General features: G+C 67.3%; 24 protein-coding genes and 3 pseudogenes. 10 read left to right on the top strand and 17 right to left on the bottom strand.

The genetic code is table 11. The features are described from left to right. The first annotated feature begins 342 nt into the window (after window positions 1-342). Window positions 343-3,114 carry an aconitate hydratase gene (locus ABR737_RS41280; RefSeq protein WP_350256273.1) on the top strand — a complete coding sequence of 924 codons (2,772 nt, stop codon included), beginning with the start codon at window positions 343-345 and terminating at the stop codon, window positions 3,112-3,114. A gap of 468 nt (window positions 3,115-3,582) precedes the next feature. Here the strand turns inward: ABR737_RS41280 and ABR737_RS41275 are convergent, their stop codons facing one another. Then, a complete protein-coding gene (locus ABR737_RS41275) occupies window positions 3,583-4,053 on the bottom strand; it encodes a universal stress protein (protein WP_350256272.1) in 471 nt (156 codons plus the stop codon). 339 nt (window positions 4,054-4,392) lie between these two features. Here ABR737_RS41275 and ABR737_RS41270 point away from each other — a divergent pair, with 339 nt between their 5' ends. Then, a complete protein-coding gene (locus ABR737_RS41270; protein WP_350256271.1) occupies window positions 4,393-4,725 on the top strand; it encodes a cupin domain-containing protein in 333 nt (110 codons plus the stop codon). A 72-nt stretch (window positions 4,726-4,797) separates the two neighbouring features. Then, a complete protein-coding gene (locus tag ABR737_RS41265) occupies window positions 4,798-5,274 on the top strand; it encodes a DUF488 domain-containing protein (protein ID WP_350257122.1) in 477 nt (158 codons plus the stop codon). A gap of 92 nt (window positions 5,275-5,366) precedes the next feature. Here ABR737_RS41265 and ABR737_RS41260 read toward each other — a convergent pair whose 3' ends face one another. Continuing rightward, window positions 5,367-8,366, bottom strand: coding sequence for a cation-translocating P-type ATPase (locus ABR737_RS41260; protein WP_350256270.1), 3,000 nt, complete (start codon window positions 8,364-8,366; stop codon window positions 5,367-5,369). A gap of 74 nt (window positions 8,367-8,440) precedes the next feature. Here ABR737_RS41260 and ABR737_RS41255 point away from each other — a divergent pair, with 74 nt between their 5' ends. Continuing rightward, a complete protein-coding gene (locus ABR737_RS41255) occupies window positions 8,441-9,331 on the top strand; it encodes a universal stress protein (RefSeq protein ID WP_350256269.1) in 891 nt (296 codons plus the stop codon). A 612-nt stretch (window positions 9,332-9,943) separates the two neighbouring features. Here the strand turns inward: ABR737_RS41255 and ABR737_RS41250 are convergent. The 4 genes and pseudogenes from ABR737_RS41250 to ABR737_RS41235 form a co-directional block, all read right to left on the bottom strand. Then, complete coding sequence (locus tag ABR737_RS41250) at window positions 9,944-10,843, bottom strand: hypothetical protein (protein ID WP_350256268.1); 900 nt, start codon at window positions 10,841-10,843, stop codon at window positions 9,944-9,946. An 86-nt stretch (window positions 10,844-10,929) separates the two neighbouring features. Then, window positions 10,930-11,166, bottom strand: a pseudogene (locus ABR737_RS41245) (Tn3 family transposase); the annotation flags it as partial. 240 nt (window positions 11,167-11,406) lie between these two features. Continuing rightward, complete coding sequence (locus ABR737_RS41240; RefSeq protein WP_350256266.1) at window positions 11,407-11,703, bottom strand: hypothetical protein; 297 nt, start codon at window positions 11,701-11,703, stop codon at window positions 11,407-11,409. A 42-nt stretch (window positions 11,704-11,745) separates the two neighbouring features. Beyond that, window positions 11,746-11,955 carry a hypothetical protein gene (locus tag ABR737_RS41235; RefSeq protein WP_350256265.1) on the bottom strand — a complete coding sequence of 70 codons (210 nt, stop codon included), beginning with the start codon at window positions 11,953-11,955 and terminating at the stop codon, window positions 11,746-11,748. Between the two features lie 187 nt (window positions 11,956-12,142). Here ABR737_RS41235 and ABR737_RS41230 point away from each other — a divergent pair, with 187 nt between their 5' ends. After that, the gene (locus ABR737_RS41230) at window positions 12,143-12,316 is read left to right on the top strand and encodes a hypothetical protein (RefSeq protein ID WP_502964453.1); all 174 of its coding nucleotides are present in this window, start codon (window positions 12,143-12,145) and stop codon (window positions 12,314-12,316) included. 174 nt (window positions 12,317-12,490) lie between these two features. Beyond that, window positions 12,491-13,567 carry a M4 family metallopeptidase gene (locus ABR737_RS41225; RefSeq protein WP_350256264.1) on the top strand — a complete coding sequence of 359 codons (1,077 nt, stop codon included), beginning with the start codon at window positions 12,491-12,493 and terminating at the stop codon, window positions 13,565-13,567. Between the two features lie 107 nt (window positions 13,568-13,674). Here the strand turns inward: ABR737_RS41225 and ABR737_RS41220 are convergent. After that, window positions 13,675-13,935: pseudogene (locus ABR737_RS41220) on the bottom strand (DnaB-like helicase C-terminal domain-containing protein); the annotation flags it as partial. Window positions 13,936-14,238: 303 nt separating this feature from the next. On the opposite strand from ABR737_RS41220, the gene ABR737_RS41215 reads away from it, so the two are divergent. Both ABR737_RS41215 and ABR737_RS41210 read left to right on the top strand, forming a co-directional pair. After that, window positions 14,239-15,225 carry a L,D-transpeptidase gene (locus ABR737_RS41215; protein ID WP_350256263.1) on the top strand — a complete coding sequence of 329 codons (987 nt, stop codon included), beginning with the start codon at window positions 14,239-14,241 and terminating at the stop codon, window positions 15,223-15,225. Between the two features lie 69 nt (window positions 15,226-15,294). Then, window positions 15,295-15,894 (top strand): YdcF family protein, encoded by a 600-nt coding sequence (locus tag ABR737_RS41210; RefSeq protein WP_350256262.1) that lies wholly within the window; start codon window positions 15,295-15,297, stop codon window positions 15,892-15,894. A gap of 20 nt (window positions 15,895-15,914) precedes the next feature. On the opposite strand, the gene ABR737_RS41205 is transcribed toward ABR737_RS41210, so the two are convergent. From ABR737_RS41205 to ABR737_RS41195, 3 genes are all read right to left on the bottom strand, one after another. Further along, a protein-coding gene (locus ABR737_RS41205; RefSeq protein ID WP_350256261.1) for an IS5 family transposase occupies window positions 15,915-16,732 on the bottom strand; the annotation gives its coding sequence in 2 pieces (ribosomal slippage) (window positions 15,915-16,387 and window positions 16,387-16,732; 819 coding nt in all). A gap of 113 nt (window positions 16,733-16,845) precedes the next feature. Continuing rightward, entirely contained in the window at window positions 16,846-17,241 is a 396-nt protein-coding gene (locus ABR737_RS41200) for a hypothetical protein (protein ID WP_350256260.1), read from the bottom strand. A 476-nt stretch (window positions 17,242-17,717) separates the two neighbouring features. After that, window positions 17,718-17,861, bottom strand: a complete 144-nt coding sequence (locus ABR737_RS41195) for a hypothetical protein (RefSeq protein WP_350256259.1) — start codon at window positions 17,859-17,861, stop codon at window positions 17,718-17,720. 195 nt (window positions 17,862-18,056) lie between these two features. Between ABR737_RS41195 and ABR737_RS41190 the strand changes: the two genes are divergently transcribed. Beyond that, complete coding sequence (locus ABR737_RS41190; protein ID WP_350256258.1) at window positions 18,057-18,389, top strand: site-specific integrase; 333 nt, start codon at window positions 18,057-18,059, stop codon at window positions 18,387-18,389. A gap of 310 nt (window positions 18,390-18,699) precedes the next feature. Here ABR737_RS41190 and ABR737_RS41185 read toward each other — a convergent pair whose 3' ends face one another. Further along, window positions 18,700-20,883, bottom strand: coding sequence for an alpha/beta fold hydrolase (locus tag ABR737_RS41185; RefSeq protein WP_350256257.1), 2,184 nt, complete (start codon window positions 20,881-20,883; stop codon window positions 18,700-18,702). A 125-nt stretch (window positions 20,884-21,008) separates the two neighbouring features. On the opposite strand from ABR737_RS41185, the gene ABR737_RS41180 reads away from it, so the two are divergent. Continuing rightward, window positions 21,009-21,572 carry a TetR/AcrR family transcriptional regulator gene (locus ABR737_RS41180; protein WP_350256256.1) on the top strand — a complete coding sequence of 188 codons (564 nt, stop codon included), beginning with the start codon at window positions 21,009-21,011 and terminating at the stop codon, window positions 21,570-21,572. A 546-nt stretch (window positions 21,573-22,118) separates the two neighbouring features. On the opposite strand, the gene ABR737_RS41175 is transcribed toward ABR737_RS41180, so the two are convergent. From ABR737_RS41175 to ABR737_RS41150, 6 genes and pseudogenes are all read right to left on the bottom strand, one after another. Beyond that, the gene (locus ABR737_RS41175) at window positions 22,119-22,559 is read right to left on the bottom strand and encodes a hypothetical protein (RefSeq protein ID WP_350256255.1); all 441 of its coding nucleotides are present in this window, start codon (window positions 22,557-22,559) and stop codon (window positions 22,119-22,121) included. Beyond that, window positions 22,556-23,182, bottom strand: a complete 627-nt coding sequence (locus ABR737_RS41170) for a hypothetical protein (RefSeq protein WP_350257170.1) — start codon at window positions 23,180-23,182, stop codon at window positions 22,556-22,558. The genes ABR737_RS41175 and ABR737_RS41170 overlap by 4 nt, the downstream gene beginning before the upstream one ends. Window positions 23,183-23,798: 616 nt before the next feature. Continuing rightward, a pseudogene (locus ABR737_RS41165) lies at window positions 23,799-23,843 on the bottom strand (hypothetical protein); the annotation flags it as partial. A 99-nt stretch (window positions 23,844-23,942) separates the two neighbouring features. Beyond that, the gene (locus ABR737_RS41160; RefSeq protein ID WP_350256254.1) at window positions 23,943-24,296 is read right to left on the bottom strand and encodes an ALF repeat-containing protein; all 354 of its coding nucleotides are present in this window, start codon (window positions 24,294-24,296) and stop codon (window positions 23,943-23,945) included. Window positions 24,297-24,847: 551 nt separating this feature from the next. After that, the gene (locus ABR737_RS41155) at window positions 24,848-25,594 is read right to left on the bottom strand and encodes a hypothetical protein (protein WP_350256253.1); all 747 of its coding nucleotides are present in this window, start codon (window positions 25,592-25,594) and stop codon (window positions 24,848-24,850) included. Window positions 25,595-25,600: 6 nt separating this feature from the next. Beyond that, on the bottom strand, window positions 25,601-26,695 hold the full coding sequence (locus tag ABR737_RS41150) for a WXG100 family type VII secretion target (RefSeq protein WP_350256252.1): 1,095 nt from the start codon (window positions 26,693-26,695) through the stop codon (window positions 25,601-25,603).

Genomic DNA, 26,695 nt, shown 5'->3' with positions numbered 1-26,695 from the left:
CAGGCGGGATGCCTCAAGCCGAGAATCCCCGCCCCCCTTGCCCTGTGCTGCCGTCTCGCCCCATTTGCGGGCCGGGTATGCGTGGTCGAGACTGACCGTGGTTGGTTCCGCCCGTCTGGGCGGGTGCTGCACTTGCAGGGCTGCGCCGGCCCTGTCGACACGGCGGACCGGGGGCTCGGGCGCAGGGTGGTGACCTGAGGTGACGGCGGGAGCGGTCGGCGAGCCGACCGGTGTGCGAGTCCCGCGGCGGACGGCCGATCAGGGAGCGGGCCCTGCGCCGGGATGCGTGGTGGGCGCCGGCCCGCGTCGAGCCTCGCCGATCCATGCTGAGGAGGCACGCCCATGTCCCTGGACAGCTTCGCCGCCCGCGGCACGCTCGACGCCGACGGGACCTCCTACTCCATCCACCGGCTCGACGCCCTGCCCGCCGCACAACGGCTGCCGTACAGCCTGAAGGTGCTGCTGGAGAACCTGCTGCGCAATGAGAATGGCCGCACCGTCACCGCCGACCAGATCGCGGCGCTGGCCGGGTGGGACCCGGCGGCGGAACCGGCGACCGAGGTGCAGTTCACCCCCGCGCGGGTGCTGATGCAGGACTTCACAGGGGTGCCGTGCATCGTCGACCTGGTGGCGATGCGCGAAGCGATGGCTACGCTCGGCGGCGATCCGGCTCTGATCGACGCGCGGCGGCCCATCGAGCTGGTGATCGACCACTCGGTGATCGCCGAGCACTTCGGTTCCCCAGCGGCGTTCAGCCGCAACGTGGAGCTCGAGTACCAGCGCAACCGGGAGCGCTACCAGTTCCTGCGCTGGGGGCAGAGCGCCCTACGGAATCTGCACGTCGTGCCTCCTGGAACCGGAATCTGCCACCAAGTCAACCTGGAGCACCTGGCCCGGGTGGTGTTCGCCGAGGACGGTACGGCCTTCCCCGACACTCTGGTCGGGACCGATTCACACACCCCCATGGTCAACGGGCTTGGCGTGCTCGGCTGGGGGGTGGGAGGCATTGAGGCGGAAGCCGCGATGCTCGGCCGGCCGGTGAGCATGCTCATCCCCAGGGTCGTCGGTGTGCGGCTCACCGGCGCGCTGCCTGAAGGGAGCACCGCCACCGATCTGGTGCTGACCATCGCAGAGCGGCTGCGCCATCACGGCGTGGTGGGCGCCTTCGTCGAGTTCTACGGACCTGGCGTGGCCGAGGTGCCACTGGCCAATCGGGCCACCATCGGCAACATGAGCCCGGAGTACGGCGCCACCTGCGCGATCTTCCCGATCGACGCTGAGACTCTTTCCTACCTGCGGCTCACCGGCCGGGAACCCGGCCAGGTAGCGCTGGCGGAGGCATACGCCAAAGAGCAGGGGCTGTGGCACGACCCCGGCCACACGCCTGACTACTCGCAGACCCTCGAAGTGGACCTGTCGGCCATCGTCCCGTCGATCGCCGGGCCCAAACGGCCGCAGGACCGCATCGCCCTGGCGGACGCGTCGCGGGTCCTGCGCGCTGTCCTGGACGGCGACGCGACCTACGGCGCGGCCCCGGTCGGGCTGGACCAGAGCGGCGTGGAGTCCTTCCCGGCCTCCGACCCGGTAGCCGTCACCGGCAACCACCCCGGCGACCAGCCGGGGTGCCTCGATGCGACCGGACCGGGCAAGGCACGGCCGCCTGAGCGCGTCCCGGTGACGCTCGAGGATGGCAGCAGCTTCGAGATCGGGCACGGCGCTGTCGTGATCGCCGCGATCACCTCGTGCACCAACACCTCCAACCCACAGGTGATGGTCGCCGCAGCGCTGCTGGCCAAGAAGGCCGTCGAGCGCGGCCTGCGGTCCAAGCCCTGGGTGAAGACCAGCCTCGCGCCGGGGTCGAGGATCGTGATGGACTACTTCGAACGCGCAGGACTGGTTCCGTACTTGGACGCGCTCGGCTTCGACCTGGTCGGCTACGGCTGCACCACCTGCATCGGCAACTCCGGCTCCCTGATCAGTGAAGTCTCCCGGGCGGCCGCTGACGCCGACCTCGTGATCGCGTCCGTGCTCTCCGGCAACCGCAACTTCGAAGGCCGCATCCACCCCGAGACGAAACTGAACTATCTGGCCTCACCGCCGCTGGTGGTCGCCTACGCGCTGGCCGGATCCATGGTCGTCGACCTCACCCGCGCCCCGTTGGGCACCGGCAACGACGGCCGGCCCGTCCACCTGCGCGACATCTGGCCCACCCAGGACGAAATCCAGCAGGTGATCTCCGCCAGCCTGCGGCCGAGCATGTTCAGCGACGGCTACGCTGACCTGTTCACCGGCGACGAGCAGTGGCAGGCCCTGCCCACCCCCGAGGGCGACCTGTTCGCCTGGGATCCCGCCTCGACATACGTGCGCAAGCCGCCCTACTTCGAGAACATGCCCCGCCGACCGCAGCCACCCGACGACATCACCCGCGCCCGGGTACTGGCCCTGCTCGGCGACTCGGTCACCACCGACCACATCTCCCCGGCCGGCACGATTGAACGGTACTCACCGGCGGGCGAGTACCTGCAAGCCCACGGCGTCGCACCCGAGAACTTCAACTCCTACGGCTCCCGGCGCGGCAACCACGAGGTGATGATCCGCGGCACCTTCGCCAACATCCGACTGCGCAACCTGCTGGCCCCCGAAACCGAGGGCGGCTACACCCGGCACCTGCCCGACGGCGAGCAGACCACCATCTATCAGGCGGCGATGCGGTACGCCGCCGAGGGCGTCCCCCTCCTCGTCATCGCCGGCAAGGAATACGGCTCCGGATCGTCGCGCGACTGGGCCGCCAAAGGGACCGCGCTGCTCGGCGTCAGAGCCGTTCTGGCCGAATCCTTTGAGCGCATCCACCGCTCCAACCTGATCGGGATGGGCGTCCTGCCGCTGCAATTCGCCCCCGGCGACAGCGCCCGCTCTCTGGGCCTGACCGGTGAGGAGACCTACACCGTCCACGGCCTGGCCAAGCTGCCCCACGAGGTCACCGTCGAGACGGAAGGGCCCGGCGGCACCACGCGCTTCACCGCACGCGTGCGCCTGGACACCCCCACGGAAGCCGACTACTACCGGCACGGCGGCATCCTGCCCTACGCCCTGCGCGCCCTGCTCCCCACATGACACCGCGCCGAGAGCCGCACCGCGATCTTTCCGACCCTTAAGCCGACTCCTGGCGGGCCGGCAGCGATGTCGTCGCCCGCCTCCGCTGCCGGTGCAGGCGGTGGTGGCGATGCAGCGAAGCGAAGCCATGCCCGTCGCGCCTCGCGAATAAGAGGACGGTGCGTTGTGCGTCGGGTGGCGTCCCACAGGTAGCGCTCGCCGATGCGGTGCCGGAGAGCCTCCATCTGCTCCCTGAGGACGCGGGAGGCTCCGAGAAAGAGGTCGTCGACGAACCGGAAGGAAGTCACCATGTACTCGTCGTGCAGCTCGTCGAGTTCTCCGCATCATGAGCTCGGAGTACGGCACACCTACGGCTCACCAGCCGTGACCCGGCCAGGTAGCGCTGGTGGAGGCGTACGCCAAAGAAGCAGGGACTGTGAGCCGCGGGACTGGGCCGCCAGGGGCCTGGTGCCGCCGACGGGCCCCGCCTCACTCGGCCTGTGTACCGGAGTCCGTCACCTCGATGGTCGGACGGACGATGACGACCGGACAGGTGGCGTGCAGCGCACACTGCTGACTCACGGAACCCAGCAGCGCTCGACGGAATCCGCCCAGCCCCCGGCTGCCCACCACGAGGGCCTCGGCGCCCTCCGCCTCACTGAGCAGCACCTCGACGGGATGGCCCTTCACCAGACGCTTTTGCACCTGGGCAGCGCGGGACTCGCCAAGAACCTGGTGCACCCGGTTGACGAGGTCCCGCTCGGCGATGGTTCTGTCAAAAGTGGGGTCCACCGCGGGTGCGGCCAACCCGTACGTCCAGGGAAACGCCCAGGCAGCCACCGCTACCACATCACCGCCGATCAGCTCGGCATATTGGACCGCCCACCGCAGCGCGGCATGCGACGAAGGCGAGCCGTCGACACCCACCACGACGTTCGAGGCCGAGTCTCGTTTCACCATGAAATTTGCCCCTTCTGCTCTCATATGCGTCCACAGTGGGTGACACAGGGGTGATCCGCCATACAACCGCAGCCGACAGGTACACCCCGCCGATCCGGCGAGCGGTTGGGAGTCGGTACCGGTCGGCGCGTCCCACCGGTCGCACGCAACAGCCATGCGGGGGCGTGGAGACAAACTTGCGGCACTCGTGGACGTACGTGACGCTACCGTCGATGAGGCGGTTTTCGCCGGTGGCGATTGCGGATGACGCCGCACCGCATCCGCGCCCCCGCTACTGCCACTGTTCGAAACGGCGCCCCAGCGGATGGATGCCGTCACACATACCTGGAGACCGCACATATGCAGAAGATCTCCCTAGAGGCACAGGCTCGTGAGCAACTGGAACGGGCCGCCGCTACCTCCAGCGGGCGCAGCGCCACCACCGTCTACGGGGGCCACGAGCACACATTGCGCCAGAGCGTCCTCGCCCTGACCGCCGGCACGTCGCTGGCCGAGCACGAGAATCCCGGAGAGGCAACCCTGGTGGTGCTGCGCGGACGCGTGCGGCTCACCAGCGGCGACACCACGTCGGAGGGAGGCAGCGGCGACTTGATCGTCATCCCCTCGGCCCGCCACAGCCTCCAGGCGATCGAGGACGCGGCGGTGCTCCTCACCATCGTCAAACACGGCTGACCGGTGAACCGCATAGGTCAGAGCCGCAGACGGTTACTCACCTTCGGGCACAGCACCGCCACCAGAGAAGAGATGGCCGGCCTCCTCAACGGCGCAGAGGTGTTGGCCGTGGTCGACGTCCGCACCGCTCCGGGAAGCCGCCACAATCCGGACGCGAACCGAGGCGTACTGGAGCAGTGGATGCCGCGTCAGGGGATCGCCTACCGGTGGGAACCCCGGCTCGGTGGCTTCCGCAGGACCGCGCCGGACTCACCCGACACGTTCTGGCAGAACGCCTCCTTCCGCGGATACGCCGGATACACGCGGGACCCGCATTTCGTGGCAGCAATGGACGAACTGCTCATGCAGGCCGCGGCTGTACGCACCACGGTCATGTGCGCAGAGGCGGTGTGGTGGCGCTGTCACCGGCGGATCATCGCCGATTTCGCGGTACTCGCCCGCGGTACCCCGGTGCTGCACCTGTCCCATGACGGGCGGCTCACCGAACACCGGCCGACGGTTGGTGCCCGGCTGCGTGACGACGGCCTCCTGGTGTACGACCAGCACTGAGCAGGCCGCTACACCACGAACCCGGTGATCGCATCGAGACGCCCGCGCGCCCACGAGCGGCCGATGGCTGAGCAGTGCAGGCAACCGAAAGATCACTGGGTTCCGGCGGGCGGCGTCTGCATGGTCCGTGAGCGCGTGCGGCGGCGGGTACGGGACCGGAGCACAGTCTTGACCAGCTCGCCGGCCCACAGAATGGTCGAGCCGACGGCTGCGCAGACGAGCCACTGGCTGGAGGTCAGGTTGGTCGTGGTGAAGAAGCCGTGCAGGGCGTCCATCTCGACGATGAGGACGAGCAGCACGATCACGGCGGCACCGGCGACGAACATGGAGGGGTTCTCCAGCGTCCTCCTGCTGAACACGCTGTGTGTGTCGTGCCGGACGTTGAGCAGGTTGTAGACCTGGAAGAAGACGAAGGTGACGAAGGCCATGGTGCCCGCGACGGTGGCCTGTCCCGGTTCCGCCTCCGGGCCTGGGGCCCACGTCAGCACCGCGAGGGTGCCTGCCGCCATCACCGCGCTGGTCAGCAGGATCCGTGCAAGCCGCGTTCTGCTGAGGATGGGTTCGCCGGTCGTGCGTGGGGGCCTGCTCATCGCATCCGGGCTGGCCGGGTCGACTCCGAGGGACATCGCCGGCGGGCCGTCCATCACCAGGTTGACGAACAGGATCTGCAGCGCCGTGAACGGTGCCCCGCCTGCCAGGCCGGTCAGCGAGCTGACGAGGAACATGGTCACGAAGCCCAATGCCGTCGAGACCTGGAAGCGGACGAACTTTACGATGTTGTCGTAGATGCCCCGGCCCTCGCGGACGGCGGCCACGATGGTCGCGAAGTTGTCGTCGGTCAGGACCATCGTCGAGGCTTCCTTGGTCACTTCCGTCCCGGTGACGCCCATCGCCACCCCGATGTCGGCGCGGCGCAGCGCGGGTGCGTCGTTGACTCCGTCGCCGGTCATGGCGACCACGTCCCCACGGGCCTGCAGCGCCCGTACGATCCGGATCTTGTGCTCCGGCGATACCCGGGCGACCACCCCCACCTCGTCGAGCCAGCCGGGCAGGGCGTCTTCGTCGATCCGGTCCAGTTCGGCGCCGGTGATGGCCTGCCCCGGGATGCCGAGTTCACCGGCGATGGCCCCGGCGGTCATCGCGTGGTCACCCGTGATCATCCGGACCCGGATCCCGGCGTCGCGGCACTCGGCGATCGCCGTGCGCGCCTCCGCGCGCGGTGGGTCGACGATGCCGACCAGAGCCAGCAACACCACCCGGTCCAGCAGCTCCTTCGGATCCTCGGGAGCCTGGAAGTCCTCGGCCGGAAAGTCTTCCGCCCCCAGGGCCAGCACCCGCATGCCCTGTCCGGCCAGGGCGCTGTTGGCCTGCTCGTAGCGCTGCCGGGCCTCCTGGTCGAACAGCAGGACCTTTTCGCCGCCGAGGTAGCGGTCCGCACGGTCGGCAAGTACATCGGGGGCACCCTTGACGAAGCACCGGATCACCTCACGGCCGGTGTCATCGGTCCAGTCGTGAAAGGTCGCCATGAACTTGTAAGCGGAGTCAAAAGGGATATCCAGTCGCCGGGGCCGCTCCTGGCGCAGCCGGGCCACATCGATGCCGGCCTTCTCGGCCAGCACCACCAGCGCGCCCTCGGTCGGATCCCCCACCACCTGCCCGTCCCGGATCACGGCATCGGAGCACAGGGCCATCGCGGTCAACGCATCGTCCATGGTGGCCGGCAGGGGTAAGCCGTCGGTGGTGCGGATACGGCCGTCAAAGGAGTAACCCTGCCCCGAGACCGTGAACCGACGCCCGGCCAGCAGCAACTCGCTTGCGGTCATCTGGTTCAAGGTCAGCGTGCCGGTCTTGTCGGTGCAGATCTGCGAGGTACTGCCCAGGGTCTCCACCGAAGCCAGCCGTTTGACGATCGCGCCTCGCTTGGCCATCCGTCCCGTGCCCATGGCCAGCGTGAACGCCACGACGGCCGGCAGCCCTTCAGGGATGGCCGCGACCGCCAAGGACACGGCACTGACGAACAGGTCACCGAAATCCTGCCCGCGCACCAGCCCCAGGACGAACACAGCGACGATGACCACCCCGGAGACCCAGGCCAGGGTGCGGCTCAGGGCGTCGATCTGCCGCTGCAGCGGTGTCGGCCCCGGCTGGGCCATGTGGAGCATGTCAGCGATGCGGCCGGTCTCGCCGGCCATACCCGTGTCGGTGACCAGCACCTCCCCGCGACCACGAGTGACCGCCGTGTTCATGTACAGCGCAGTCACCCGGTCTGCCAGCGGCACCTCGGCCCCGACAGCGGCATCCGCCGACTTCGCCACGGCCAGAGCCTCACCCGTCAGGACAGATTCCTGCACTTCCAGCGAGCTCGACACAAACAGCCGGCCGTCCGCGGGCACCCGGTCACCGGCCGCCAGCACGACCACGTCCCCGGGCACCAGCTCCTCCGCGTCCAACCGCACCAGTCGGCCGTCACGGCGCACGGTGGCGGTGGTCACGGTCATCTGCCGCAGCGCATCCAGCGCCGCCTCGGCGCGAGACTCCTGCACAAACCCGATCGTCGCGTTGAGCAACACCACGACGACAATCGCCACCGGCGTCTCCCACTCCCGGGACACCACCAGGCTGACCACCGCCGCGATCAGCAGGATGACGATCAGCAGGTCCTGGAACTGCCGTAGGAACGCCCGCCATCCGGGCTCTCGCGGAGCCTCCGCGAGCCGGTTCGGCCCATACTCCGCAAGCCGCCGGGCCGCCTCAGCCGACGACAGCCCCGAGGAAAGATCCACATCGAGCCCGGCGGCCACCTCACGGGCAGGCAGAGCGTGCCAGAAGGGCGGCACTCCCGCGCTCGACGATGGAGCCATGCCCTCATTGTTTCCGCGACCGAGCACTGACGCAGTACGGGCACAGCGTTGCGGGACCACGCTCCTACACCGAGCAGCTGGCCGTCGAAACCCGACGACCCGGTCCGTCCCGCTTGAAGCCGGCCCCCTGATCGCAACGTGCCATCCGAACTGTTCGACGACCTCGTGTTTTGAACCGCTACTACTAACAGTGATTGAAGGAGCCTCCCCCAGCGTGCCGGACGGGCCCATGCGATGGGCTCTTGCTCCATTGGCAGCGGGAAGTCGTCGGAGTGAACCTGGAGGGTACGGATACGGGAGGTGTGATGAGTGGTCTGGTTGTGGTGGGCGTGGACGGTTCGGCCTCTAGTTTTGCCGCGGTAGAGGCGGCGGCGCGGGAGGCGCGGTGGCGCGGCGCAGGTTTGCGGCTGGTGCACGCGTTCATCTGGCCCGCCATGCATGTGTCACTGGGCCCGTCGCCACTGGGCCCGCCCGAGGGCGGCTTGCGCAACATGGCCGAACGCCTGCTGGCCGAGGCGGAGGAGCGCGCCAGGACGGTGGCACCGGAGGTCGACGTATCCCGCGCTTTGCTTACGGGTGAACCGCTGACAGTCCTGGAGGCGCAATCGCGTGCCGCAGAGCTCGTAGTTGTCGGGTCGCACGGTATGGGAGGCTTCGTCGGGCTGATGGTGGGATCGACGGCCGTACACCTGGCAGCTCATGGCCGGTGCCCGGTCCTCGTCGTTCGGGAGCAAGGTGAGAGCACAGGACCGATCGTCGTGGGCGTCGACGGCTCCTCGGCCGCTGCCGGAGCGGTTGACTTCGCTTTCGCCGAGGCGGCACTACGCGGGGCCGACATCGTTGCTTTGCACGCTTGGACCACCTGGAACACGCCGATGCCACCACCGCCGCAGGACGAGGCGATGCCGTACGCGAACGAGCCGGGAGCGCTCGCCGCGGGGGAGGAACGTCTCCTGTCCGAGGCGCTCGCCAGCCACCAGGAGACGCATCCGGGCGTGAACGTGAGGCGCGAGGTTGTCAAAGGCGGGACGCGGGAAGCGCTGATCGAGGCGAGCCGCACGGCCCAGCTGCTGGTGGTCGGCGCGCGCGGACGCGGCGGTTTCGCCGGACTGCTGCTCGGATCGGTGAGCCAGGCCATGCTGCATCATGCACACTGCCCAGTCGCGGTGGTCCGCGGCACCGCCGGTAGCCCCTGACCGCCGCTGAGCCTTTCGGCCGCGGACGGAACATGGCGCGGCGTCGCCGTGCCAGCTGCGCGGGCTCAAGCAGCACGTGAAGATGGGCGTCCTCGCCGTGACGCACATGGAGCTTGCCGAAGCGGCCCAGGTCCCACTTGATGTCGGCCAGGTCGAGTTTGCATGCCTCGCTCACCCTGAGTCCGACCTGTGACATCAGTTTCGATGCGGTGTAGTTCCGTGCGGTGAGGGCGAACTTGCGGCAGGTCGCCAGCTCGCCACCCCAGCCGGTGAACAGCGCCTGGCCTCCGGCTCGGTCGGCGGATCCGCAGGACGGCGTCCTTGGATACCCGCGGGCGGTTCATCTCGTCGATCGGGCACTCGACGACCCGCCCGGTCATCCGAAGGATCTCGACCTCGTGCCGCAGTTCCAGCAATAGATGTGTGAGATATCAGCCCTCGGCGAACAGTAAAAATAGCCTCTGACCTGGGCATTTGACTTGATCACTAGAATCGGGTCCTAGCCTATATATTGTCTACCTGGTCCGCCGTGGTCCGCGGTGGCAGCGAATATCCAGGTCAGAGGTACTCGCGTGCTCCCGTGCGCTCTCGCGTGTGAGAGACGGGTGAGACTCAGAGTTTTCTGATCACCCTGAATCCTGTGGGTCTCCGGTGCGACGGAACACCCCGCTCCACCGGCCCCGCACGGAGTTCCGTCCGGGCGGGCGCCTGCCCGTCTGTGCGACATCCCGTGGTGCGCCACGAGGCACCGGGGGCTGGGCGGATCTCCACCCAGCCCCCACATCGCCGAGCAGGTGGCGGCTCCGGGGGCGCCGCAAGCCGTGGGATGCTTGCTCGCTGCGGACCGACGGCCTCGACCCGGCCCACCGCACCCTCGCCGGCGCGGACGGCGTGGAACTTGTTGTACTCCACCCGGACGGGGACAGCCGGGGCTTTGGCGGCGAAGGGCCCGAGATCCTCGGCCGTCAGGCAGATGATCGCGCCGCCACCGTACTCCGCCCGCGCGGCCGCTGCGTCCTCGGTGTCCAAAAGGCCATCGGAGTCGATCTCGTCGACGCGCACGAGCCGGTAGTTCGGCATCATGGCGATCTCCGAGGACAGCCGCGGCATTGCCTCGACCAGGTCCGTGATCGCGTACCCCTGCGACAGCGGTCGGGAGGTCAGCTCCTGGGGCAGCACCGCCCGGGTGCCGGGAGCATCCGCCTGCTCGCGGAAGACCAGGCCGATCGCCTTGATCTCCTCATCCGCAGGGTCGGACAGCCGCAGCACACCTAGCAGGCGCTCCTCAAGGTCGGTCAGCTCCTCGTTCTGCTCGTAACGGGCCGCGGCGCGCAGCATCACCCCGTACAGCAGGTTCGCGGCCGGGTTGAGCAGCAGGCGCTTCTCGCGGGTGGCGAGCGTGGACACATTCCGACCGGCGTCGTGAAGCCCCGTCGCGCCCGACAACTCGCCGCGGAGCCTCTCCAGTCGGTCGGGATGCGGGATCAGCCTGGGCTCGGCGTTCGTGGTCATGGATGCTCCTCGTGTTCGCGGGCTCGACAATCACCCGAGCAGCATCATGCAGTTGTTCGATTACCTTCCGTTAGAACGCCTTCCGGCCATGTGATGCCGCGCTTGAACCCGAAGTACTTCGGCGACGGCGCCGCTCTGATCGTGCGCACGGGGACGACGAACCGCAGTCCGTCCACCGAGGCGAGCAGGCCGTTGCCCCAGAACTTCACGATGGGCACCTCGGCCTGGGCGGCGATGAGCCGTGCGTTCGCCGCGGCGATGGTCTCGGCGCGCAGGTAGTACTGGTCGGCGTGCACGAGCCGGGCCCGGGTCAGGGCCTCGTGGCTGCGCACCGCAAGTCTGAACACCACCGCCCTGGCGTAGTTCTTCTCCGGTGCAGATGCCCTCCTGTGGAGTGCTGTTTTCGGTGCCGGCGCCCTTGCGGCCCGCCTCGGCGGCCTGGGCGGCAGCTCTTCTCGTACCGCCTCCGCTCCGCGCAAGCCCAGCCGACCTGCCCGCGCCCATCGGAGCACCACCTCACCCGCCACCGACATCAGCCGCTCGTCAGCCGCCGTGTCGTGTCGTCACCGGGCTGTGGTGGTCCGCAGGTAGACGTGCGCGAAGCGCGTCGCCAGCGCGACGAGCGGTGCCGCTCCTTCGATGTCTTCGCGCTTTTCGGCCCGGCCCTGGAGTGACGCGGTGGTCTCCAGCCACGCAGCGAGCAGTACCGCAGCCTGCGGGTCCAGCCCCTGCCACGTGCGCAGCAGCCCCCAGCGCCTGCGAAGCCGGTCCTCGGTGGCCTGCGGCGTTCCGGGCTGCGGGCGGCCCGGGACGGTCTCGGCAGTGGACCCAGCGGTGGGCGGGAGCGGCCCGGTCCCCAACGCGTCGAGACGCAGTTCTTCTGCCGTCGGACGGGGCCGTGTTCAGCGTGTACGGGGCGGGGTCATGCGGACATGGAGCAGGGTGGCGCGGGTGAGTTCGGCGGCATGCTTGTGTTCCTCGTTGAACAGCGCGGTCAGGCCCTTGGGGGCCTTCCAGTGCTCGCGCAGGTTCACCGTGGTGTCGAGGTCGTCCAGGAGCGCGTCGATGACGGCCGCGGCCTCGCTGGGTCGTCCCAGCCGTCGCCCCACCACAGGTGCTCGGTCGGTGTGCAGGGCGCGGGATGAACGTGTCCGTCGCTGGTGGTGATCCACATGGTGTGGTGCAGTACCGCCGATGCGAGCTCCGCGTCGTTGGCCGGGAGAGCCAGCGGGGCGTAGAACCGCCAGGCCGGCTCGCCGGATCACCGGCAAGAGGACCGGCCTGAAGGCGGGCACCAAGGTGACGTTGCAGCAGAAGCAGCGCGGCAAGTGGGTCACGCTGCCCGCCTCCGCGGCCGTCGCGCGCAACGGCTCCTACTCGCTGGGCGTCAAGCTCGGCTTCAAGGGCAAGAACGACCTGCGCACGGTGAACGGAACGACGGCCTCCGGCGTCTTCCAGGTGACCGTGCGCTAGGTGTGCTGTCCGCAGAGGTTGGTGACGCGGCAACAGTCTTCGGCAGTGCTCGTGTGTCTGACAGGTGCACGAGCGCTGCCACCCACCCGTTGCATCCGACCGTGCGGTCGGCTCGCAGACCCGCAACAACAAGATGGAGGAACCGTGCGTAGAAAGTTGACCTTGGGAGTTGCGGTGGGCGCCGCAGCGGTGTTGGCCGTCGGCGTCGAAGCCGCAGCGTCGGGAACCGTTACCACAGCGAAGGGCACTGCGAGCGTCGCGAAAGCCGCGGCGCCTGCGGGGGCCCGCACCGGTACCGGCAACGGCGTGCGCGTCGGGAAGGTCAAGATCACCACAAAGCTGCGCAAGGACAGGTACGAGCTCACCGACCCCACCCGCGGCGGCCTGTCGGTCGTCGACCTCGGCAACCGCAATGGAGCGTCGTCCAAGCCGTTCACAGACAGGGACAACGTCTGGGGCAACGGCACCATGAGCAGCCGCCAGTCGGCCGCTGTCGATGCCTACTTCGCTGCCGGAAAAACGTGGGATTACTACAAGAACACCTTCGGCCGCAAGGGGATGAGGGGCAGCGGCGTGGGCCCTGTGATCGGCGTCCACTACGGCAAGGGCACTTCTGCCGACTACGAGGAAGGCGTGCCCCGGTTCGGCGACGGCAAGAATGACAAGAACCCCCTCACCGAACTCGACGTCGTGGCCCATGAGTTCACTCACGGCGTCGTCGAGGCGACGGCCGCGTTCCAAGGCGACGGTCTGAATGAAGCCACCTGTGACATCTTCGGCACGATGGTGGAGTTCTACGCGAACATCGCCGCCGACACCCCTGACTACCTCATCGGCGAGAAGGCCAATTTCCATGGTGACGGCAAACCAATGCGCTACATGGACAAACCCTCCAGGGACGGCAAGTCCCCGGACTACTGGAAGCCGGGCCTTGATCGTCTCAAGGATGCCCACCACGCGGCAGGGGTGGCCAACCACTTCTTCTATCTTCTGGCCGAGGGCAGCGGTAAGAAGGTCATCAATGGTGTCGCTTACGACAGCCCCACGTACGACGGCTCGAAGGTCACCGGTATCGGCCGCGAGAAGGCCGCAAAGATCTGGTACAAGGCGCTGACCACCCAGTTCAAATCGACCACCAAATACAAGGACGCCCGGGTCGGCACGCTGAAGGCCGCCGCTGCCCTGTACGGCAAGAGCAGTGCGGAGTATAACGCCGTCGAGAAGGCGTGGACCGCGGTCAATGTGAAGTAGTCCCAATAAGCGTCGATCCTCTGACCTGCGGCTTTTCTATTCGATGCCGCGTTCGATGCCAAGATCGTGAGACTGTGCCACAGCTGGTGAGACCCCGCAAGCTCTGCTTACGTCTGCACCATGTCCCTAAAGCGCGAATAGTGGCCTTGGAAGGCGACGGGCTTCTTGTCCGTGCGCTGCTCCGGGCCGCGGTTGAGCTGGGAGATGGCGACGATGGGCACGCCGAGTTCTTTGGCCAGGAGCTTCAGGCAGCGGGAGATTTCGGAGATCTCCTCGTAGCGGGACGCGAAGGGGCGGGTGCCGTAGGTGAGGAGGTGCAGGGCGTCGACGACGATGAGCCTGACGTCGTTTTGGCCTGCAGCGCGTCGGGCTCCGGACGCTGCAAGCGTCTGCTGCGCCGGGCGGCCTCACTCTGGTCGGCATGGTTGTCCTGGGCCGGGTGGGCGGTCACGGCCGCGCGGGCCTGGGCGGCGCCGGCCCGTGCCGGCGGTCGTCGATCCGGTCGGACGCGGTTGTCCCGTGCCATCGAACGTTGAGCACGTGCCGTCGAAGACTGAGTGACGTGTATCACTAAAGATCTATGTGCCACACGCAACTGCGGCCCGTGCCGTCGCTGTCTGAGCAAGGGGTCGGGCCCCTAAGGGCCGGGGAGCGAGAGAGCGGGGCAGGTCATGGGGCGGCACACGGGAGCCATAGGGATCGCACTCGGCACGGTCGCGATGCTGGTGGGCTCGAGTGCCTGCGGCGTGGGCGGCAGCGGCAAGGCGAGCGGGGATGACGCGAAGGCGTCGGGAAAGGCGAGTGCGAGTGCCTCGCCGTCACCGACGAAGCCCGCGGGCCCGCCGATGCTGCTGGATACGATCACCCCGCAGACGGGAACCACGATCGGCGTGGCCATGCCGATCTCGGTGGCCTTCACCAACCCGGTGGCCGCAAAGGCGCGGGCCACGGTCGAGAAGCACATGAAGGTGAGCGCGTCGAAGCCCGTGGTCGGCGCCTGGCACTGGATGGGCGGCAGGCGCGCCGACTGGCGGCCGAAGACGTACTGGCCCTCCGGCACGAAGGTGAAGATCGATGCTGACATGAAGGGCGTCAGCAACGGCAACGGACGCTACGGCGTGAACGACTACACGCACACCTTCACGATCGGCGACGACGTGCGCGCGGATGTCTCGGTGACCGGCCACACCATGAAGGTGACCCGGAACGGCAAGGCGGTGCGCACCCTGTCGATCAATGCGGGCAGTCCTCAGTACCCGACGTGGAACGGCACGATGGCCGTCATCGACAAGCAGGAGAAGGTCCACATGACCTCCTGCAGCGTCGGCATCAGCTGCGACAAGGGCAGCCCCAACTACTACGACCTGACGCTGCCCTGGGACATCCATCTGACTCAGTCCGGCACGTACGTGCACTACTCGACCGGCGACCCCACTCCTGGCAGCGGCAGCGCCCGCGGCTCGCACGGCTGCGTCCATCTGTCCATGTCAGACGCCAAGTGGTTCTACGGCCAGGTCAAGCAGGGCGATCCCGTCACCATCACCGGCTCCTCCCGTGCCAAGGCCCCGGCCGACAACGGTTACGCCGACTTCAACCTGGGATGGGACCAGTGGCTCGCAGGCAGCGCGTCCGGGGATCAGACGACCGCGACGCTGTGACGCGCTGCGGCGGCGACTAGCGTGCTGGTTCCTTCGCGGCCCGATACCGAGGTGTCCTAGAGTCGCCGCATGCGGCGAAGGACGGGACTGGCGATAGCTGGGGTTGCAGCCCTGGCCTGGGGCGAGTGGTTGAACTGGCGCTGGTCTCGAGCGCTCGTGGGGAGTAGCGGGGGCGCTTCCGCGGCCGTGGTGGTGTTGGGGTACCGGAATCCCCAAGCGACGGCGAACTTGATCAACCGATGGCGAGTCCGTGCTGGAATCCGCTCCATCGCCGCTGACGGTGCACATGGAACCTGCGTGATCTTCAGCGGCGGTGCGACCAGCAGCGGCGCCACGGAGGCCCAGCTGATGGCTGACTACGCGAAGTCGGTGCTTGAGTTCGACGGCACGGCGATCCTCGAAGACCAAAGCGCGACGACGTGGGAGAACATCACGAACGTGATCCCACTGCTTGAAGACGTGGATCGCATCAAGATCGCCTCCCAGCCAGCGCATGCGCTCAAGGCCCGTGCGTACTTGCGGCGGCAGCGACCCGATCTTGCCGAGAGACTGGTGCGCGCGGATGACTACCGCCCTGGCGAGTGGATGGTCGTCAAACCGTTGTTGGCTGTGTACGGACTTTGGACACTCCGCGGCCTCAAGGCCGACGAGCGGAAGGTCTCGCTGTAGAAGGCCGCTGTCGCTTGGCCTCACGCATGGTGGTTCTTTAGCCGACGCCAGCAGATGATGCTGCACGCCAGAGTGAGGAGGGCTTCGTGGATGTCGTCGCGGATCTCCCAGCGGATGCGCAGGCGGCGGAACCAGTGCAGGTGGGCGAATGCGCGCTCGACGACCCAGCGTTGGGTGCCCAGGCCGGAGCCGTGCTCGGTGCGGCGGCGGGCGATCAGCGGCTTCACCCCGAGATCCCAGCCGAGACGGCGGTACTTGTCGTGGTCGTAGCCGCGGTCGGCCAGTAGCACGTCCGGGCGGCGCCGGGGCCGGCCGCGCTTGCCCCGCACCGGCGGCACAGCTTGCACAAGCGGGATGAGCTGAGTGACGTCGTTGCGGTTGCCGCCGGTCAGAGTGACGGCGAGTGGGATGCCGGTGGCGTCGGTGATCAGGTGGTGTTTGCTGCCCGTCCTGCCCCGGTCAACGGGGCTTCGTCCGGTCTTGGAGCCCCCTTTAACGCTCGGATATGAGAGCCGTCGACCGCCGCCTGGGAGAAGTCCAAAGCGTTCGCGCTGCGGAGCTTGGCCAGGAGCACCACGTGCAGTCGGCGCCATACCCCGGCCTTGGCCCACTCTGCCAGGCGGCGCCAGCAGGTCATGCCCGAGCCGAAGCCGAGTTCCTGCGGCAGGTGTTCCCAGGCGATCCCGGTGTGCAGCACGAGCAGGATGCCCTGGAACACCAGCCGGTCCGGATGCCGCTTGCGCCCGGGATGCCGGGCCCGACGCTCCACCTTCGGCAACAGCGGCTCGATCACCGCCCACAGCTCGTCATCGACTCTCCACGGCTTCGGCCGCGCCACCCCGGACCTCCAGATCACCAGCTCCGGAGTGATCCAACCACCTCAGAGATCATTTCGTTAGGAGTTCTTAGGCCGCGTAACAGGTGCCCAGGTTCCGCTGCGCTGGTCCCGCCTCAGAGGGGCTGATGACTGAACCAAGCACGGCTTTCCGGCTGGTTAGGGCGGACGATTGCCAGGATGGCCGGCACGAGCCAGATCAGACCCAGAATGGGCGCTACCTCGAAGAATGCCAGGGTGAAGGGCAGCGCCGTCCAACCGTAGGCGAAGGCGGAGACGCGCACATTTGGGTGGCGCGTGGTGAACTTCAAAGCGGTAGTGACGCCCCATGCAGCAACCGCAAGCACGAGCACTCCGGCGAATACGATGTTCCCGGAGTGAGCCTCACCTGGCGTGGTGCAGCACGGGGTCGAGGCGTCGCCCTCGCCCCAGATGGCTGTGGCGATAGCCACGCTGTTGGTCAGCAGAGCAAGTCCGAGGACAGCCTGCATACCGCCCAGGATCATCATCAAGACGCGAAGGCTCTTTACCGGCTGTGGCATCTGCGCCCCTGAGGGGATCCGCCCCTGGCTGAGCGCCCAGGGCCCACTAGGGCCTCCAGGCCCAGCCGCCCCTGGGTTACCGCTAGCGCGCGCCCGCTGCCAGGGCCGCTGTCCGCCTGGCTCTTCTCCATCATTCAAGCCCATGCCGACGGTCCTCCCCTGAACGGCCTCGCGCCTGCGCGCCATGGTCCGGCGGCCCATATCAACTGTCCAGCCACAATCCAGCCAGAGCTGCCGCGAAGGGGTTCGTCATCGATATGCGGTGGGCACGACACGCCGGCACGATTCTGCCTGCGGCGACCGCGACGACTTTCCGTCCCTCTTCCCGCCGTCATTCCCACCCCCGTCACCAGCAGCAATCCTGCTGCCGCGACCGCGACGGCCCCCAACCCACGAGTACGTCACATGCGGGGAGGATCCCACCAGCAACAGGCAAGGGGGAAGGTTCAACCAAATTCGAGGGACCGGAAGCCGTGCCGCATCACCGAGGCGCACTGCCCGCCCCCGCCGACCTCGCCCCGGCCGGCACCGACTTCGACGACGAGGTCCTGGCCAAGCTCGCCGAGCTGGAGAAGCGCTCCCCCGAGCACGAGATCGACCTCCGGCCGTCGAGGGCTACGCCGCGGACTGGAAGCAGTGGGAGACCTTCTGCGCGCTGCTCGGCTTGCCGACCACCGCCATCACCCTCGGGTCCGTGACCGCGTTCGTCGAGTGGCTGTGGGTCCAGCCGGTGGAAGGCCGGCACCTTCACCGCGCCGTCGGCCATCGACCGCCGCCTGTCCGGCGTGGTCGTCACCGGCCGCACCGAGTACAAGCTCACCCTGGACCGCACGGTGGCCGCCCGGGCCCGCCGCGTGCTCAAGGCCAAGGTCCGCGCGCTGCAGAAGACCGACGAGGTCCGCGGCCGCGGACCGGCCCCCGCCCTGCTCGTCGCCCACCTCCGGGCCGGCCTGGACGCCACCCCGGACACCCGACTCGGCATCCGCGACCGGGCCATCGTCCTGGTCCAGTACGCCATCATCGGCCGAGAACAGGAGGTCGCCCACCTCCGGCTGCGCGACCTCGTCGAGACCGAGCACGGCCTGGAGATCGACGTCCGCGTCTCCAAGACTCACTGATGCCGACCGGCGGGCGCTGTCGCCGCTGTTCTGGACGCATGTGAACCCCTACGGCCGGTTCGAACTGGACATGAATTCCCGGCTGGTCCTCGCACCGGCCGCTTCCGTGCCGGATGCTCGCTCGGCACCCGGTGCACGAGCCGTCGCCGGGGAAACTGTGCTCGCCTCGGGGTGATTTGCGGATACGGGGTTCGCGTGGTGCTTTTACAGGCCGGTAACGGGTCCCTACGTCTATGCAGGTCCCGCGCCGCCCGGCAAGATGACGCCGCTCTGCCGGAGCTTCGAGCCGGACGAGCCCCTATCTCGCTGCTCATCGAAGATTCTTGGAGCGGAGCCAGGTGCGGATGGCTTCAATGTGTTGAGCCTTGCTCTCGAGCGGCAGCCAGTGTCCTGCAGGCACCCGCGCCACGGTGAGATCTGCGCAGGCCGCGCGCATCGGGTCGCCTTGGCGGTTTCCCGAGATGTTGCAGATCGCGTCCCACTCGCCGTTGACGAACAGCACCGGCTGCGTCAGGCGCCCGCCGTCGGGTGCTTTGCGCGCGTAAGCGATGTTGGCGTCGTCGTTGGTGTACCACGCAGAGGGAGGACGAAAGCCGTGAGTTGCGAACGCCTGCACCAGGGTGTCGAAGTCCGCCGGTGGCCAGAGAGCCGGATCGGCCGGCGTCGGCGGTGCGCGGTGCGCGGCGCCGAAGCGTCCGCCGTCGCGTGTGACCGTGGCCGTCGGTGAGATGGCGCCGATCGCGGCGGGGCTGCCCGGTTGATAAACCGATGCCAGCGTTGCCGCCGGAGCCGCGTCAAGGTCGGCGACCGCCGCTTCGAAGTGTGTCGTGTAGTAGCGGTAGTAGTCCCACTGTCCGTCCGGATACCGGTCAGCCGGGTAGAGCTGACGGTCGACCAGGGGTGCGAGCGTGGCCAGGCTGTTGGCGGTGGGGTAGTAGGCCCACGAGGTCAACACCACGCCGCGGCACCGCTCCGGCTCGTGTGCGGCCACTGCTCCCGCCACGACGCTGCCCCAGTCGTGGCCGATCCAGACCGCGGTTCTGCCGCCGAGATGGTCGTGGAGCTCCGTCAGGTCCATCACGACCTCCTCGACGGTGTAGGCGTCGGTATCCGCCGGGGCGGAGGATTCGCCGTACCCGCGCAGATCGGGCGCGACGCAGTGCCACCCGTCGGCAGCGAACGCCTCCATCTGGGCCCGCCACAACAACCCGATGCCCGGCCACCCGTGGAGGAAGAACATCAGCGGTCCATCGGCTGGTCCGCACTCCAGGTAGTGCGTGGTGTGGCGAGGCGTGCCGAAAATGCGCGAGACCAACGGCGGTGCGATATCGCGCCGAACATCCTCCTCGCCATCCCGTCGACGCGCGTGGGCGGTCCCGGCAATGAGAGCGAACAGGACCAATGCGATGTCCAGGGCTCCATACCCGACGGCTGTTGGTTTGAGCCCGAATCGCTCGACAGCGAGCCCGGCGGCGAGCGCAGGCACACTGAAGGCGAGATAGCTGACGATGTACATCGTCGCGAACACCTGGCCCCGTCGGGCGATCGGTGCCGCCTCACCGAGGGCATGGACGGCGAACCGGAACGTCGCCCCGAACCCGAATCCCGCGATCAGCGACCCGACGACGTAGAGCGGCAGTACACCCGTCGGCATGGCTGCGATAGTGACCAGGACGCCGATGGCGAGGGGCCCGAGGCCGAACCATGCGCGGTGTCGTGGCGGAGCGAAGGCCGACGCGACAGTGCCCGCCGTCCCTGCGACGAAGAAGACGCCGAGGATGACGCCCGCGACGAAGTGGCTGTGCACGTCGAGGACGGTGGTGAGGATCGACGATCCGAGCGAGAGGTACAAGCCGCCAAGGGCCCACGTCGCACTGATCGACGGCAGCAGTGCGACGAAGACTGGCCGCGTGGCCCGCGGGAGTTGAGCGCTGGGCAGCAGTGACCGCCAAATCGTTTCCCGGGTTGGCGAGTTGGATCGAGCTTTCTCGGGAACCAGCCAGACGAGTGCCGCGAGCACCAGGTACACGACGGTGAGGATCCAGAAGACGAGTTGGCGGGGCAGCGGCGCGAACTCCACCAAGGCGCCGGCGAGGACAGCGCCGATCGCTATCCCCAAGGAAGGGACCGCGCTGCTGATGGTCGAGCCGAGCCGGGGGTTCGGCGCGGACTCCATGATCAGGGCCGTAGTGGCGCCGGCGGCTGTCCCCACGGCAAGCCCCTGCACAATGCGCGCGGCCATCAGGCCGCCGACGCCTGTGGCGACGGCGAAGAGCAGCATGCCCAGAGCGAGCAGCACCAGGGCACCGCAGGCGACCGGCCGACGGCCCACCCGGTCGGAGACCGATCCGACGGTCAACAGGGCGGCGAGCAAGGCGAAGACGTAGACGGCGAAAACGACCGTCAAGGTGAACGCGGAGAGGTCCCACAGGCGCTGATAGACCGGGTAGAGGGGGGACGGCGCCGAAGCGGCAGTGAGCGTGGCCGCGCCCACGGCCCCGGCCAGGAAGAACGAAACGGAACGGTTGAGCACGCGACCTCCTCGAAACGCAATGATCTTTGCTTTAGCCCGGGCGGCCCATCATAGTAGAAGCAAAGATCTTTGCGTATGCTGGTGACGTGTCTCACCATGCAGCCGCCAGCCGCCCCGGAGGGCGGAGCAGTCGAGTACTGACCGCGATCTACACCTCGGTCGGTGAACTCGTGGGCGAGGGCGCCGAAAAGATCACGTTTCCCGTGGTCGCCGAACGGGCCGGGGTCAACCCGACGACGCTCTACCGACGCTGGGACAGCGTCCACGCTCTCCTTGAGGAAGTCGCTGTCGCCGCCCTGACTCGGGACGGTGAGTCAGCGCCCGACACCGGATCCCTCCAGCAGGATCTGACCGAGTGGGCGCAGGTCATCGCCCGCGACATCACACGTCCCCACCGAGCCCGATACCTGCGCGCGATGGTGTCGGCCCGCACCGAGATCGTCGCGAGTTGCCCGGTCACGGAGAAACGGCGCGAGCAGGCATCGGAGGTGGTGAGCCGGGCCCGCGAACGCGGTGAGAAGACACCGAGCGTCCCGCAGATCCTCGACCATGTCATCGCACCTCTGTACCACCACGTCGTATTCGCCTTGCCCGTCGATCACGAGTACGCGCGACGTCTGGTCCGCGATGTGCTGGCTATGGCTGAGTGACAGGCTGTCCCACACATGCTGGACGCGCTGCTGGACCTGCACGGCGGCGTGAGCCGGAGATGGTGGTGCCCGACCACACCTCGGTACCGATGTTCATCCGCTTCGCCTACGACGTGGCCCAGAGCGCCACCGTGCCCACCGCGCGAGTAGTCCCGGTCAAGGCTCCGGACCGCGGGCAACATGCGGTACTGGAGGTCGAGTTCGGGTCCCGCCAGTCGGCGGGGTTGCGCCAGCGCTGGCCGACGGGTCCGCCGAGGGCCTGCTGGGGCAGGCCGAGCAGGCCGACCGCGGGCTGGAGTCCGAACAGGTCGCGGGCAGTCGTTCCCCGGTGCCAACCCAGCTTTTCGCAAGTGGCGCCCTGCCAGAAACCCGAAATGCCATGCTTCTTGATTGAGGTCAATGAGGGGCTGCCATTAGGCTGGCAGACCCTATTGCAAGATCGAAGCCTAGTATTTCACGATTCCCTTTGCGTCACCTATGTCCAGCACGAAATCGATGACCACTGCCGTGCATGGCGTCAGCTGAAGGCGACGGCAACGACATACGCTAGGGAGACTTCTTGAAAACGAATCTGTTCGGTGAATCCTCCGAGGTTTGGATGTAGATTCCGTCCTTAGCTCCCTTACCCATGACGTAAAGGTCATCTATGAGCGCGCGGATCTTTGGACCCGTCTTGAGATCGAGAGTGATCTGCTGATCCGCCAAGGAGGTGGGCCTCTTCGGTAGGGTCCATGTCCCGTCGCCGGTGATGGAACCTACGGGTGTCTCGCCGACCAAGCCACCTGGAATCTTTACCGCCTCGACCGTGCCGTCTTCATGCAGGGTTACCCGTGCCCCCCGAGGCCCGGACCAGGTACCTACCAGTTCACTCCGCTTTGCGGAGGCACCAGTGAAGAACCCTGAGTCAATAACGCGGTAGAGGAGAAACCCTCCACCGGCGAGCGCCAGTACGACGCAGAGCACGGAAATCATGATGACTTTTTTCATCGCAAGTTAACCCCTTCCTCCCAATAAACGGCCTGATGCTTTGTCCTGAGCGGAAGATTGAACCGATCCGCAATATAGGTGAGTGGGTTGACGACATATTTCTCAATATACGCCTTGGCGGGCCCCGGTAGGTGAGTAGAGGAGGTGATGGTGGTGTCGTTCTTGATCTGGATACCTATCTTGGCTTTTCCTGTCTTGGAGTCTCGCGAGATGACCTTGAATTTATAGCCGTATGAACCAAGGAAGGTGGCGGTTGAGGTGCCGAACTTCCCGTCGGAGGTCCGGTTCTTGGCTGTTCCTGTCCAGCCGAGCGAGAGTACATCCGTGGCGTCCGATAGCAGTCGAGGCCAGCCCTCAAGCTTCATGACGCTATAACCGCCAAGGAAATCGTCCGGATCGCCGTTGCGGATCTTCGTGACGATCTCTGCGCGGACGTAGTCCATCGAATGATCATTGCGGATTTGCTCGGTGAACTCGTCTCCGGCGGTGAAGAAGTCCACCTTGTTTCCGGTGCCGAACAGCCATTGAAATCCGAGGTCGATGGCATCCGGCTTGGGGCCTTGACCATCCTTCCAGCCGGCGACGAGCGCTTCCCGCAGGAACTGGAGCTGCTGCCGCTCCACTTCCGAAAGGGCCTGTTCTGCCTTGCGGCGCCGTTCCTCCTCCTGGCGGCGAGCCTCTTCTTCGTTCGCGCTTCTTAGTGACGTAGGCGGCGAGGGTTTGCTTGTAAGCCGTAGCGGCGGCCGCTGCGTCCTTGCCGGCGGATTCTGCTGAGGCGCGTGCTGCGTTCGCAGCAGTGTAGGCGGAGTTGGCGGAGGCGTTCGCTTGCATGGCGGAGACGGAGGCGCGTGATGCCTCGTATTCGGCCTTGTCGGCATCGCGTTCGGCTGCGTTGGCTGCCGCGTCGGCGGTGCGTGCGGACTTTGCGGCGGCGGCTTCCGATTCTTCGGCTTCCGTTGCGTGCTTGCTGGCTTGCTTGGCGTATTCGTTCGCCTGGCCGGCCGCCTGCGTTGCCTCTTTGCTGTACTTTTCAGCGTCAGCTGCGGCGTTGTTGGCCTTGGCCGCGACGACCCTTGCTTCCGCTGCGTTCTTTTGCGCGGTGGCGGCCGTTCCGGCGGCTTCAGCGATGAGTTGCTGGACTATGGCGACGTGGATGGCGGTGAGATGGTCCCGGTGCGCGGTCGCATATTGCCCGACTTGGATGAAATCATGCAGGGCCTCGGATGTTCCTTCGAGAGCGATCCGGGCCGCTGCCTTGGTCTCGTCACCGCCGCTACCTGCCATCTGGGTAGCGCGGATCCGTTCGTCGAGTTCCTGGGCAGCGTACTGGCCCTCGCTTAAGAATTCGCGGAGCTTGGCGACTGAGCCATCCCTCAACGCTGCCTAGGCGGCTTTGTTGAGCTCCGTACCCCCGCTGCCGGCGATCCGGGTGACGAGGATGCCGTAGTCGGTCTGTGCGGCCTCATCCGCGCCGGTGCGGAGGAACTCTGTGATCTGCTTTGCGTCGCCCTTGAGTGCCTCGTCGGCCGCCTTGCGAACGTTCTCGTAAGTGCTGTTGATGGCGAGGTTCTGGGCTCGTGATCGCTCGTCCTGTTCTGCGGCCTGCTGCCAGCCCGTGCGCAGGTACTCTTTAACGGCGTCGTCGGAGCCTGTCAGTGCGGCCTTAGCGGCTGCCTGGCTCCAAGGTCCGCGAACCTTCATTGCCAGGACAGCGGCCTGGCGGCCCTTGGCCACCACGTCCTTGGCGTCGGCATCAGACTTAGCGGCTTCAGCGACCAGGCGCCTGGCTTCGTCGTCGAGCTCCTGGGCAGTCTTGGCCTGTTTCTTTGCTTCTGCCTCCTCCAGCGTCTGGGCCTGCTGCTCGGCCCTGGCCTGCGTGATGCTGGCTTGGGTTCGGGCCTTGAGCTCCTCGGCTTCGACCTTGGTCGCGATGTTGTGGACCTTGTTAGCGGTGGCAACCGCCTCAGTTGCCTTGTCAGCAGCCTCCTTGGCTGCATCGGCATGTTCGGAGGACTCCTTGGCAGCCGTTGCTGCCTCACCCGCATGATCTGCTGCCTGTTTCGCTGCGGTCGCGGCATTTCTGGCGTGCTTGGCAGCGTCACGTGCCGCTGCCCGGGCGCCCTTCGCAGCGTCGGCGGCTTCATAGGCGAGGTTGCGTGCTGCGAGGGCTGCACGGCGTGATTCCCGGGCCTGGCTGCGGGCGGTTGCCGCCCACTGCTTGGCCTTGGCGAACTCGGCACGACCAGCTGGTCAGCACCTCCCACACAACGGGGGAACCTCAGGGACGGTCAGTCATCCGCCTGTTCAGGTTGGTGGCGTGGCCGTCGTCCTACAGGCCATCGACTGGGATCTACTGCCCGGCGGAGGAACCCTTCCCGGGTGGGCGCGCAATGCTTGCCGGGGCCGTTGCGTGGCGTACTGCCGGATTCTTGTTGCTGTGGCCAGTTCCACGCCTCTTCGGGGAAGTCGTCGACGATGGCCGCCAGGGTTTCGGCCAGGGTCAGAATGTCCTCGTATGTCTTACGCCCGTACGTCCACCCGATGATGCGGTCGCCCTCGATGCGCCAGGCCAGCCGGGCGTCGTGCATGACCCGTTCCATGGCGTATGTGCTGATGAGAGCCGCGAAATCGGGATCGTCGGCGCAGTAGCGGACCAGGTGCGTGCCGAGGTTGGGCAGGTCCCTGCCGCGGCCGGTGACGCGGTTGAGGGCGGAAATTTTTTCGTCGGGGACATTCAGCCGACGGGCCGTGGCGGCGGTCGACGGGAGGGCACGGGGCAGGGGGAGTACGGCCACGGAATAGTTCCACGCGACACTGCTCTTGGCGCAACGCTCCCAGGCAAGGACATGGAACAGGCTCACCTCCTGACCGTGGAAGCTGCCCTGGACCAGATCGCGGATACCGACACCCTCGGTGCCGAGGCTGAACGGGTAGCCGAGGCGGTCGAACGTATCGAGGAAGTCCCGACCGTGCTTGTGGTACGCCCAGGCCGGGTCCTCCCGGAAGCGCTTGATGCTTTTGCGAACCTCGAACACGATGGATCAATCGTCCGATGCGGTATCGGTGTTGAGCTTATTGGCGTTGCCGTAGATGAGGCCGTCGATGGCGATCTGCTGAAAGGCGGGGAGATGGGCAGGGCCGCCCTTGCGGTGCGCGCCGCTGATGGACTCGAAGGCCTTGTCTCCTGCGTGGTTTGCGGCCCCACCAACAGCGCCGCCGGCACCGCTGAAGAGCATGTCCCGCCCGACGTTCCGGTCTTCGCCTTCGATCCATATCTCTCCCCCGTCCGCCGCGGCCTGCCCGCCCGCACCGCCCGCGCCCTCCACGGCCGTCCTGCCGAGGAGGTTGTTTCCCTTCAGCCCCTCGCCGATGGCCTTGCCGGGAGCCCAATCCGCTCCGTGCGACCCGCCACTGCGCGCCCAGTCCCCGATTTCCTGCCCCAGCTTCCCCGCTCCTGCCGAGATTCCCGTGCCCACTCCGGAGGCGATGGCGGCGTCTTGGAGGTCCTGCCCCCAGGTGATCTTCTGTCCGGTGAGGGCCTGTCCGCCAACGTTGCCGACGAAGTTGGCGCCGGTCCCCTTCGCGAACTCGATGGTGAACTTGAGCAGCTTGCTGTCCGCCATTGCCTGCTTCACCGTCTCGATCGCCTTGGCAGCCCTGATCAGGAGCTGTCCGAGCCGGGTGATCTCGGCCGTAGCCTCGGCGATCTCCGCCGAGGCCGCACCCGCCGCGATAGCGTCGGAGAAGCCTGCGGTGAGCACCGTCAGGCCGATGCCGATCGCCACCGTCGCGGCGATTTCCTCGGCCACGCGGTGGACCTCGTCGTTGGCCTTCTGGATGGCGTCAGCAGTGGTGTCCAGCTGATGGGCCACAGATGCGAACTGCGGCAACACCTTCCCCACCTGGCCCCTGGTGTGAGTCCAGTGCGAGTGGAAGGCGTCGGCCGCCTTGCCGGTCCAGTTGCCGCCGAGCCGGGCGACCTCGTGGTCCTGCGTCTCGATCGTGGTCTTCAGGTCGTGGGCCATGTGCCGCCACGCCTCGGCGCAGGCCCGTAGCACGGACGGGTCCCCGCCGGGGTTGAAGAGGTCGAAGCTCTTCTCGATCTTCGGCTGGTGTTCCTGATGCTGGTCGCCCAT

Origin of the sequence: Streptomyces sp. Edi2 (genome assembly GCF_040253635.1) — a bacterium.
Classification (GTDB): Bacteria; Actinomycetota; Actinomycetes; order Streptomycetales; family Streptomycetaceae; genus Streptomyces.
The sequence above is the reverse complement of the archived record's forward strand: the minus strand, read 5'-3'. Positions and strand labels throughout refer to the sequence as shown.

Excerpts from the sequence above, each read along its gene's own strand:
- ABR737_RS41280 (WP_350256273.1), top strand. The coding sequence starts at position 343 with ATGTCCCTGGACAGCTTCGCCGCCCGCGGCACGCTCGACGCCGACGGG.
- ABR737_RS41275 (WP_350256272.1), bottom strand. The coding sequence starts at position 4,053 with ATGGTGAAACGAGACTCGGCCTCGAACGTCGTGGTGGGTGTCGACGGC.
- ABR737_RS41210 (WP_350256262.1), top strand. The coding sequence starts at position 15,295 with ATGCGGCGAAGGACGGGACTGGCGATAGCTGGGGTTGCAGCCCTGGCC.
- ABR737_RS41150 (WP_350256252.1), bottom strand. The coding sequence starts at position 26,695 with ATGGGCGACCAGCATCAGGAACACCAGCCGAAGATCGAGAAGAGCTTC.
- ABR737_RS41250 (WP_350256268.1), bottom strand. The coding sequence starts at position 10,843 with ATGACCACGAACGCCGAGCCCAGGCTGATCCCGCATCCCGACCGACTG.
- ABR737_RS41270 (WP_350256271.1), top strand. The coding sequence starts at position 4,393 with ATGCAGAAGATCTCCCTAGAGGCACAGGCTCGTGAGCAACTGGAACGG.
- ABR737_RS41175 (WP_350256255.1), bottom strand. The coding sequence starts at position 22,559 with ATGAAAAAAGTCATCATGATTTCCGTGCTCTGCGTCGTACTGGCGCTC.
- ABR737_RS41255 (WP_350256269.1), top strand. The coding sequence starts at position 8,441 with ATGAGTGGTCTGGTTGTGGTGGGCGTGGACGGTTCGGCCTCTAGTTTT.
- ABR737_RS41265 (WP_350257122.1), top strand. The coding sequence starts at position 4,798 with ATGGCCGGCCTCCTCAACGGCGCAGAGGTGTTGGCCGTGGTCGACGTC.
- ABR737_RS41260 (WP_350256270.1), bottom strand. The coding sequence starts at position 8,366 with ATGGGCCCGTCCGGCACGCTGGGGGAGGCTCCTTCAATCACTGTTAGT.
- ABR737_RS41215 (WP_350256263.1), top strand. The coding sequence starts at position 14,239 with ATGGGGCGGCACACGGGAGCCATAGGGATCGCACTCGGCACGGTCGCG.